General features: G+C 70.1%; 13 protein-coding genes. 2 read left to right on the forward strand and 11 right to left on the reverse strand.

Annotated features, from left to right (window positions below; genetic code table 11):
* On the forward strand, window positions 1–648 hold a 648-nt coding region (locus VGB24_RS09500), incomplete at its 5' end, for an MnmA/TRMU family protein (RefSeq protein ID WP_331072711.1).
* 29 nt (window positions 649–677) lie between these two features.
* Window positions 678–875 (forward strand): type II toxin-antitoxin system HicB family antitoxin, encoded by a 198-nt coding sequence (locus tag VGB24_RS09505; protein ID WP_331072712.1) that lies wholly within the window; start codon window positions 678–680, stop codon window positions 873–875.
* 249 nt (window positions 876–1,124) lie between these two features.
* Here VGB24_RS09505 and VGB24_RS09510 read toward each other — a convergent pair whose 3' ends face one another.
* The 11 genes from VGB24_RS09510 to dnaX all read right to left on the reverse strand — a co-directional run bounded on the left by VGB24_RS09510 (window position 1,125) and on the right by dnaX (window position 9,469).
* Complete coding sequence (locus VGB24_RS09510; RefSeq protein ID WP_331025277.1) at window positions 1,125–1,358, reverse strand: hypothetical protein; 234 nt, start codon at window positions 1,356–1,358, stop codon at window positions 1,125–1,127.
* Between the two features lie 115 nt (window positions 1,359–1,473).
* A complete protein-coding gene (locus VGB24_RS09515; RefSeq protein ID WP_331072713.1) occupies window positions 1,474–2,601 on the reverse strand; it encodes a J domain-containing protein in 1,128 nt (375 codons plus the stop codon).
* A gap of 46 nt (window positions 2,602–2,647) precedes the next feature.
* Window positions 2,648–3,244 carry a nucleotide exchange factor GrpE gene (locus VGB24_RS09520; protein WP_331072714.1) on the reverse strand — a complete coding sequence of 199 codons (597 nt, stop codon included), beginning with the start codon at window positions 3,242–3,244 and terminating at the stop codon, window positions 2,648–2,650.
* A 128-nt stretch (window positions 3,245–3,372) separates the two neighbouring features.
* Complete coding sequence (locus VGB24_RS09525; protein WP_331072715.1) at window positions 3,373–4,218, reverse strand: lysophospholipase; 846 nt, start codon at window positions 4,216–4,218, stop codon at window positions 3,373–3,375.
* Window positions 4,219–4,240: 22 nt separating this feature from the next.
* A complete protein-coding gene (locus tag VGB24_RS09530) occupies window positions 4,241–4,888 on the reverse strand; it encodes a CDP-alcohol phosphatidyltransferase family protein (RefSeq protein WP_331072716.1) in 648 nt (215 codons plus the stop codon).
* Window positions 4,889–4,899: 11 nt separating this feature from the next.
* Entirely contained in the window at window positions 4,900–5,478 is a 579-nt protein-coding gene (locus VGB24_RS09535; RefSeq protein WP_331025282.1) for a GTP-binding protein, read from the reverse strand.
* A 13-nt stretch (window positions 5,479–5,491) separates the two neighbouring features.
* Window positions 5,492–5,995, reverse strand: coding sequence for a roadblock/LC7 domain-containing protein (locus VGB24_RS09540; RefSeq protein WP_331025283.1), 504 nt, complete (start codon window positions 5,993–5,995; stop codon window positions 5,492–5,494).
* Complete coding sequence (locus VGB24_RS09545; RefSeq protein WP_331025284.1) at window positions 5,995–6,306, reverse strand: hypothetical protein; 312 nt, start codon at window positions 6,304–6,306, stop codon at window positions 5,995–5,997. The genes VGB24_RS09540 and VGB24_RS09545 overlap by 1 nt, the downstream gene beginning before the upstream one ends.
* 125 nt (window positions 6,307–6,431) lie before the next feature.
* Complete coding sequence (gene recR, locus VGB24_RS09550; protein ID WP_331025285.1) at window positions 6,432–7,019, reverse strand: recombination mediator RecR; 588 nt, start codon at window positions 7,017–7,019, stop codon at window positions 6,432–6,434.
* 7 nt (window positions 7,020–7,026) lie between these two features.
* Entirely contained in the window at window positions 7,027–7,347 is a 321-nt protein-coding gene (locus tag VGB24_RS09555) for a YbaB/EbfC family nucleoid-associated protein (protein WP_331072717.1), read from the reverse strand.
* A gap of 91 nt (window positions 7,348–7,438) precedes the next feature.
* Window positions 7,439–9,469 carry a DNA polymerase III subunit gamma/tau gene (dnaX, locus tag VGB24_RS09560; protein WP_331072718.1) on the reverse strand — a complete coding sequence of 677 codons (2,031 nt, stop codon included), beginning with the start codon at window positions 9,467–9,469 and terminating at the stop codon, window positions 7,439–7,441.
* Window positions 9,470–9,586: the final 117 nt, after the last annotated feature.

Here is a 9,586-nt window from a genome sequence, read left to right on the forward strand (position 1 = left end):
GGGCTGGACGAGAAAAAGGACCAGAGCTACTTCCTGTGGTCGCTGCCGCCGGAAATGCTTCCGCAGCTTCTGTTTCCGCTGGGCGAGCTTACCAAGCCGCAGGTGCGCGAGCGCGCCCGCGAGCTGGGCCTCTCCACCGCCGAAAAGCCAGAGAGCATGGAAATCTGCTTCGTGCCGACGGGCAACTACGCCGACTTCCTCAGTCGGAAGCTGGGGAGCGAGCACGCATCGCTTACCCCCGGCAAGCTGGTGACGTCCACGGGCGAGGTGCTGGGCGAGCACGACGGTTACGCGCGCTACACCGTGGGGCAGCGGAAGGGGCTGGGCGGCGGGCGCTCGCTGCCGCTGTACGTGATCGGCACGCGGCCGGCGACGCGCGAGGTAGTCGTGGGCACCGCGGACGAGCTGGTGCGCGAGGACGTACGCATCGACGACTTGAACTGGCTCGCTGCGCCCCCCGCGCCGGGCGACGCGATCCGCGTTCAGGTGCGCCACCGCGCCGCGGCCGTGCCCGCGCGAGTCGTGTCGGTTGAAGGCGGCACGGTAAACCTGGTGCTGGATCAGCCGCAGCGCGCCATCACCCCAGGCCAGTCCGCGGTGATGTTCAGCGACGACGTGGTCCTTGGCGGCGGCCGGATTGCGATGTAGTCGGGCGGGTAGCGCGAACGGGAGACTACATGATGTACAAGGTCCTGCTTCATCGCACCGACGAGGGCTACAGCGTCAGTTGTCCCGAACTGCCCGGCTGCTGGTCGGAAGGCGAGACGAGGGAAGAGGCCATCGAGAACATCCGGGATGCGATCCAGGAGTATCTCGCCGCTCTCCATGACCTGGCGCACACGTCAGATCCGGGTTGTCGCACGCGTTCCTCCTGAAGGGTTGGACGATTCACCGGTCCAGGAGCAAGTCGATGGACATCGTAAAATGCGATGGCTGCGGGGGTTTCCCCTGGGCGGAGGTAATCCTGATTGCGTTCGGGCTGGTGATGCTGGTGCTGGTGTGGCGGAGCATGAGACGTCCGCATCCACCTTCGTGGTCCAAGGCGAGTCGGCGCGGAGGTAAGAGATGAAAACGGGAGCAGCGCACGTGGCGCTGCTCCCGTTTTCCATCCCTTAACCCGGACCTCAGTCCAGCTCTTTCGATTGCGCCAGCATCTGGCGGAGCTGGTCTACCGAGCTGTCGTGGATCATGTCCTCGGCGTCGGCCTCGTCGCCCTGCAACTCCACGAAGCGCGCGCGCATGGCCCGGTCAGACACGCAGTGGAAGATCACCTTGGGCCGGATGGAGAGGCCGAAGCGTCCCCCCGAGGCAAAGGCTTCCCAGGTCAGCAGGTTCTCGTCGGTGAACGTCTGGCTCATTGCAAGTTCTCAGTACCAAGTGCCGAGTGCCAAGTACCTAGTGCGGTAGCCGGGGTGCCAGCTTCGTGCCGGTTCGTGGAACCGGCACCTGGTACTTGGCACCTGGTACTGCAGTTCAGTGCCGCAGTCCCGCGGCGGCGGCGAACTCCTCGAATTCCTTGCGCGCCGGCTCGTCCAGCGTCTCGGGCACGTCCACCTGCACCTTGACGAACTGGTCGCCGCGGCGGCCGGCCTTTTCCACCCCCATCCCCTTGATGCGGAAACGGCGCCCGGGCTGCGTTCCGGGCGGCACCTTCAGCACCACCATGGGGCCGTCCACCGTCCGCACCTTCACCTTGGAGCCCAGCACGGCCTGCGCCAGGTTCACGTGGATGGTGCAGTTCAGGTCCAGCGCGTCGCGCGAAAAGAAGCGGTCGGGCTCCACGCGAAAGGTGAGCACCAGGTCGCCCGGCTGTCCGCCCGAGGCGCCGCGCTCGCCCTGGCCGGCCAGGCGCAGCTTGGAGCCGGTGTCCACCCCGGCCGGCACCGTCACCTGCACCGCGCGCTCGCGCCGCACCTGGCCCGCGCCGCGGCAGGCGGGGCACGGCTCACTGGGCACGCGGCCCTTGGCGCCGCACATGGGGCAGGGGCGCGAAACGCCGAACCCGCCGGCCCCGAACGTGACCGTGCCGCTGCCCTTGCACTCCGGGCAGGTGTTCACCGTGGCGCCGGGCGCCGCGCCCGAGCCATGGCAGCTCGCGCACTCCTCCGTCACCGGCACCTGCACCGTCACCTTGCCCCCCCGGACCGCCGTGCGGAACGGGATCTCCACCATGTACTCGATGTTCTCGCCGCGCTCCGGCCCGCCCGGCCGCCCGCCGGCGCGCTTCTTTCCGCCGAAGTCGAAGAACGACCCGAAGATGTCGCCTAGCGGCGAGCCGCCCAGGTCCAGGTCTTCGAGGTTGATGGTCTGCGCGCCGCCGGGCCCGGGCCGCGCGCCGCCGCCAGGGCGAAAGCCGCCGCCGAACCCGCCGAAGGCGCCCAGCTTGCGCATCTGGTCGTACTGCTTGCGCTTCTCGTCGTCCGAGAGCACGGAGTACGCTTCGGAGATTTCCTTGAAGCGCTCCGCCGCGGCCGCGTCGCTGGCGTTGGCGTCGGGGTGGTACTGCTTGGCCAGCTTGCGGTACGACTTCTTGATCTCGTCGGGCGTGGCGTTCTCGGCCACGTCCAGGATGCGGTAGAAGTCCTTGGTTTGTGTCGCCATCGTGTGTCCGCCATGGATAGCGGCCGCCCCGGCGGGGCGGCCGTGCTCAACCCGGGTGCTTCTTCACGACGACGCGCGCGGGGCGCAGCAGCACACCCTTGTACCGGTAGCCCTTCTGGTACACCTGGGCCACCGTGTTGTCCTCCTCGGGCGTGTCGGCGGGCACGGTGGTCAGCGCCTCGTGCACCGTGGGGTCGAACGGCTTCCCCTCGGCGTCGATGGCCTCCAGCCCGGCCGCCTCCATCACCCGCATGAACTTCTTTTCCACCATCTCGGCGCCCTCGTGAAGCGCGCCGGCGGCGGTGGTGGCGGGGTCGAAGTCGGCGATGCGGGCGAGGTCGTCCAGGGGCTCCAGCAGCCGCTCCAGGATCTGCGCCTGCGCCCGCACCATGTTCTCGGAACGCTCGCGCTCCACGCGCTTGCGGTAGTTGTCGAACTCCGCCGCCAGGCGCAGGTGCCGGTCGCGCATGGTCGAAAGCTCGTCCACCCCGCCGCTCCGCGTTTCGGCCGGGGCGAACGACGTATCTCCGCCGCCCGCGGCGCCGTCGCTCGCGGCCAGCCCGTCGGCCGCGCCGTCCGCGCCCGACGAAGCCTCGTTCTCCACCGCCTGTTCCTCGGCGGCCGTGCTGTCCTGTTCGCTCATCGAACTCCAGACGTGCTGTGCATATGATCCAAACGCCGGCCCCACCGGGAGCCGGCGCGCGTCGCCTGCTCGTACCCCTGCGGAAGGTGGCAAGCCACGTTCCACGCAAACCCGCCAGGATGGCAGGTTCAGCCCCCCTGCGCCTCCATCCACTCCGCCACGTCGGCGACCGCACGGTGCCGGTCGCGCTCGTTCAGCGACTCGTGGCGGAAGCCCTCGTACCTTCTCACCTGCACCGCGGCAGGGTGCTCCGCCGCCCACCGCGCCACCGCCTCGGGCATCACCACCCGGTCCGCCGTGGGCGACAGCACCAGCATGGGCAGCTTGATGGTGTCGCGCTCGCGGAACGCCGCCTCGATGGCGCCCAGGAACTCGGTGTACAGCCGCGGCGTGACGATGGGGTGCACCAGCGGGTCGCTGCGATAGGCCCGCGCGTAGCCCTCGGCCATCGACAGCTCCGCGGGATCGATCCCGTTGGAGATGGGCACCCACGGGGCGATGCGCGACAGCACCCCCGCCATCGCCGTCTTCCACCGGGGCGCCTTCACCGCCACCCCCAGCAGCGGCGCCGACAGGATGGCCCCGCGCAGCGGCACCTCCGGATGGGCCTGCAGGTAGCGGATGGCGATCAGCCCGCCCAGCGAGTGGCCCAGCAGGAAGATCGGCACCCCGGGCGGCGTCTCCCCGGCGATGCGCGCGCGGAACGCCTCGAAGTCGCGGACGAACTCGCTGAACTCGGAAACGAAACCGCGCCGGCCCTGCGACCTTCCGTGGCCGCGGTGGTCCAGCGCGTGGACGGCCACGCCGCGGCGCCCCAGGTCCGCCGCCAAGGGGGCGTAGCGGCCGGCGTGCTCGCCCAGCCCGTGCGAGAGGATGAGGACGGAGCGGGGGGACGGAACCGGCCAGGAGCGATAGGAAAGGCGCAGCCCGTCGGCCGCGCGCAACTCCCCGGAGCGCTCGTCCAGGCCGGACACCCGGGTCAGCCGGCGCGGCGGGTCACGACGCGCCCCGTTTGCGGCCCAGGATGCCGAAGTCGCGCAGGTACACGTACAGCGAGTACACCGTCAGCACCACCGCGACGGCCAGCGACACCATGGTGAACCCGGCGTGGAACTTCTGCCAGAAGCTCCAGAAGGCGGTGTCCCACGCGTTCTCGCGCGCGGCCGACTGCAGGGCGTACCAGAAGATGGCCGCGCCCACGAAGATGTTCTGGAACACCGCCTTGAGCTTGCCCGCCTTGCCTGCCGCCAGGATCACCCCGCGCCTGGCCGCGTAGCCGCGGAAGACGGTGATGAAGATCTCGCGCCCGAAGATCACGATCAGGACCCAGAGCGGAAGCACCCCGCCGAACCAGGGAAACCGGGTGTGCGGCTCCCACCCGTGCGAAAGCAGGTAGAACGGGATGAAGGTCAGCGCGAGCAGGAGCTTGTCGGCCAGCGGGTCCATCAGCTTGCCGAAGTCGCTCACCAGGTTGCGCGAGCGGGCCAGGTGGCCGTCCCACAGGTCGGAGAAGGCGGCGGCCAGAAAGACGATGAACCCCGCGAGCCGCCACGAGAAGGCGTCGGTCACGATCATGGGCGCCACCACCAGCGCTAGGACGATGCGCCCCAGCGTGATCGCGTTCGGAAGGTTGCGCCAGGCCATGGTGTGTCCGGTCAGCTCAGGGCTTTGATCACCAGCTTGCTCACCGCCTTCAGCGTGTCGAACACGCCGATCCCCCGCACGCCCACCGCCTCGAACGTGGGTACGTTGCTGGGGTTCAGCTCGCGCTGCAGCTCCTCGAGCGAGGAGATGTTGGGCAGGTCGCGCTTGTTGTACTGGATGACGAACGGGATCTCGCGAAGGTCCAGCCCGTACTCCGTCAGGTTGTCGTACAGGTTGTGCATGGACTCGATGTTCGCGTCCAGCCGCTCCACCTGGCTGTCGGCCACGAACACCACCCCGTCCACCCCCTTCAGGATCAGCTTCCGCGACGCGTTGTAGTACACCTGTCCGGGCACCGTGTACAGGTGAAAGCGCGTCTTGAACCCGCGGATGGAGCCCAGGTCCACCGGCAGGAAGTCGAAGAAGAGCGTCCGTTCCGTTTCCGTCGCCAGCGAGATCAGCTTGCCGCGGGTGTTGGGCGCCACCTTCTCGAAGATGTACTCGAGGTTGGTGGTCTTGCCGCACAGGCCCGGGCCGTAGTACACGATCTTGCAGTTGATCTCGCGCGAGGCGTAGTTGATCATCGACATGGACGTGGCCCTTTCAGAGATCGCCGAAAAGGCGGTCGATCTCGTCCTCCGCCTCGTCCATGAAGCCGGCCTCCACGCGCAGCCCCTGGGGGGCCGCGGCGGACCGTGAGAACATCTCGCTGAACACCTCGGAAAGCTCGCGCACTACCGCCTTCACCTTGATGCGGATCATCCCCAGGGTGGTCCGGTTGTCGAACAGGACCACCAGGATCACTCGCCGCACCACGTCGGCAAGGTACATCGATTCCTTCTCGCCCTGGTGGAAGAGCGACGAGAACTCCGTTTCGCCGATCATCGACGCCAGCTGGTCGTTGGCCGAAAAGTCGGCCGCGGCCAGCGACGCGAACGCCACCGAGTCGAACTCGGGCTTTTCGCCCGCCGTGGTCACCAGCTGCCCCGTGCGGTCCACCAGCAGCGCGCAGCGGGCGCCCGCGTCGTACAGGAAGTCCTGCAGGATGCGGTCGATGCGCTGGACGTCGCGCTCCTCGAAGCTCCAGCTGCTCGCGCCGCCGGCCATCAGGCCACCTCGGCCGGGTGCCGGGCCGCCACGCCGGCTTCCACCCGCGCCAGCACCCCCTGCGCCCGCTTACGCAGCAGCGGGCGCTGCTCCCACGCCAGGAAGTCGCGCAGCAGCAGCACCGTGTCGACCGAGGCCGGAACGCCGCCCAGGTACTCCAGCGCGGCCAGCCGGCGCAGCGGGTGCGGGCTGAACAGGTCGCGGCGGCTGCGGCTGATCTGGTCGCGCAGCAGCAGCGCGCCCAAGCCCGCCGCGGCGGCGATGGCCAGCAGGGCGAAGGCGGCGGTGCGTACGATTCGATTGCTTTCCATCACCCGGAGGCGGTGGGGATCTGCGATGGGGTGAACGCGGCATCAAAGTAACGGGCAAGGCCCGAAAAAACAAAAGGCCGCGGATCGGTCCGCGGCCAATGGGCAATTCCCGGGCTAGACGCGCGCTACAGCTCCCGCCGCCCCGCCAGCGCCTCGGCGATCGTCACCCCGTCGGCGTACTCCAGGTCGCCCCCCACGGGCAGCCCGCGCGCGATGCGCGTAACGCGGAGCCCCAGCGGCGCCAGCAGCCGGGCCAGGTACAGCGCCGTGGCCTCGCCCTCCACGCTGGGATTGGTGGCCAGCACCACCTCGCGCACCTCGCCGGCCCCCGCGCGCTGCACCAGCGGCGCCACGTTCAATTCCGACGGGCCGATGCCGTCCAGCGGCGAAAGGCGGCCCCCCAGCACGTGGTACAGCCCCCGGTACTCGCCCGTGCGCTCGATGGCCATGATGTCCGACGCTTCCTCCACCACGCACAGCGTCGCCACGTCGCGGCGCGAGCTCAGGCAGATGCCGCAGGGGCTGGCGTCCGACAGGTTGCCGCAGCGCTCGCACGGGCGAACCTTGTCGCGCACGTCCACGATGCTGCGCGCCAGCCGCCGCGCGTCCTCCTCCGGCGCCTTCAGCAGGTGGAACGCCAGCCGGAGCGCCGTCTTCCTTCCGATCCCCGGCAGGCGCGAAAACTCGCCCACCAGCTCGTCGATGGCCGACAAGCGAGGCTCAGAGCCCCGGGACGGGGAAGGGAAGCTGGAAGCCGCCCGCCGCCTTGCGCATCTCCTCCTCGTACAGCGCGTTGGCCCGGTTCTGCGCCTCGTTCACCGCGGCCAGCACCAGGTCTTCCAGCATCTCCACGTCGTCGGGCTGCACGACGGAGGGGTCGATCTTGATGGTGCGCAGCTTTCCCTTGCCATCGGCGGTAACGGTCACCATGCCGCCGCCGCTGGAGCAGGTGACGGTCTTCGACGACAGCTCGGTCTGGAGCTGCGACATGCGGGCCTGCACCTGCTGGCCCATCTGGAGGATCTGCTGAAGGTTGTTCATCTATCCGTACGGTCAGATTCGGACACCCAGTGAACTGCACCTGCGTCCAGGACGGCGCAAGATCCGGCCGCGAACAGGGCAGATCCCGCGCTCAGTCCAGGAGTTCCAGGTCCCATGCTTGTACCGCAGCCGCCAGGACCGGTTCCCCTTCCGTCAGCCGCTGCAGCCGGTCGCGGCGGGCGCTTTCGGCAGTGATGCGGTTGCCCCCCACCTGCTGCGCCGGCGCGTCGCCCACGCCGAACGAAACCGTCACCGGCCCGCCCAGGCGGCGCGCCAGCGCGTCTTCCAGCGCGCGTTTGGCGACGGGGGTGGACAGCTGCTCGACGACGGGCGCGTTGGGGGGCAGGTCCACGCGAAGAGCGCGGGGGCCGGCGAGCACCAGCTTGGCGGGCTTCAGGAAGAGACTGGCGCCCCGGGGAACGCCGTCTCCGTCCTGCAGCAGCGAGGCCCACGCCCGCCGCACCCGCGCGCCATCCAGCTCACCCGCCTCGCCGTCCGCCGCGGGCGCGCGCTCGTCGGGCGGGGGCGCGAAGTCGCGTGGCGCGTACGGCTCGCGCGAGCGGGGCGCGTCTACGACGTCGTCCGGCTCCGGCGGCGGAGGTGCGTCGTCGAACGACGGCGGGCCGAAGTCCGCGGGCGGTTCGGGCGCGCGGAACGCTTCCGGCCGGGGGATCATCGCGGGCGGCGCCTCGATCTTCTGCACCGGCGCGCTGACGATCGGCGCGGGTGTCGGGGGAGCGACAGGCGCCGCGGCTTCGGCGCGCGGGGGCACGACGGGCTGCGGAACCGGGTCCGGCGCAGGAGCGGCGGTGGGCACCGGGTCGGCCGAAGCTACGGGCGTCGGCTCCCGAGCCGGGGCAGAAGGAGGGACGGGCGGGGAAGCGGGAGCGGGCGGCTCGGTCAGGCGGCCGGCGGGCGATTCAGACGCCGGCCGGCCGCCCCCGGAGTTTCCCCGGGATTGCCCGTCCCCGCGCCCGACGCCCAGCGCGGCGAGCACGTCCTCCAGGCTTACCGTGCTTTCCAGGTAGGCGAAGCGCAGGAGCAGGAGCTCGATTAGGATGCGCTGCTCGCCGCTCTTGCGGAAGCGTCCGTCCGCGTCGAGCTCCGCCACCTGCGCGAGCATGCGCAGCAGATCGCCGGGCGCGAAGCGCGACGCGCACTCGCGCAGGGCGGGGTGCAGGTGCGCCGGCACGCCCTCGGGGTCGCCCCCGTCCAGCCGCGCGATCAGCAGCGAGCGAAGGAAGTCCGCCAGGCCGCGATAGAACTCCGACAGGTCGTACCCCTGCTCCAGCAGCCGTCCCACGAAACGGAACACGTCCGCTGGGCGCCGGTCGGCGATGATGGCGAACAGCTCCAGAAACACCTCGGAGCCCACCAGTCCCAGGATGCGCCGCACGTCGTCCGCCGTGGGCGCGCCCTCGGTGAACGAGAGCACCTGGTCCAGCAGCGACAGCCCGTCGCGCATCCCCCCGTCCGCCTTCTGCGCGATGGGCACCAGCACCTCGTCGCCGACGGTGATGCCTTCGTGCCCCAGCACGGTGCGCAGCCGGGCGACCAGGTCGGGGGTGGAGATGCGGTGGAAGTCGAATCGCTGGCAGCGCGAAAGGATGGGCGCCGCGAGCTGCTGGATCTTCTGCGGCTCGGTGGTCGCGAAGACGAAGATCACGCGGGCGGGCGGCTCCTCCAGGATCTTCAGGAGGGCGTTCCATGCCTCGCGGGTGAGCATGTGCGCCTCGTCGATGATGTAGACCTTGAAGCGGTCTTCTTCCGACGGCGCGTACATGGCCCGCTCGCGCAGTTCGCGGGCGTCGTCGACACTGCGGTTGGAGGCGGCGTCGATCTCCACCACGTCCAGCGAGGTGCGCCCGGCCCAGATGCGCTCGCAGCTGTCGCACACGCCGCAGGGCTCGCCCTCGGCCGTGCGGTCGGGGCAGTTGAGCGCCATGGCCAGCACGCGGGCCAGCGTGGTCTTACCCACGCCGCGCGGGCCGCAGAACAGGTAGGCGTGCGCCACGCGGTCGCGCTGCACGGCCGAGCGAAGCGTCTCGGAAACGTGCTCCTGCGTCGCCACTTCGCTGAACTGGCGCGGGCGGTATCGGCGTGCGAGTGCGGTGCGGGACACGGAACTGCCGGGGAACGCGGGGGATCGGCTGCGACGACCACGAATATAGCCGCGCGCCCCCCTCCCCTCAACGGCGTCGACACTGTGATGCGGATCGTGGCGGCGCGCGTCCGGGAG

This window comes from Longimicrobium sp. (assembly GCF_036399935.1).
Taxonomy (GTDB): Bacteria; Gemmatimonadota; Gemmatimonadetes; order Longimicrobiales; family Longimicrobiaceae; genus Longimicrobium.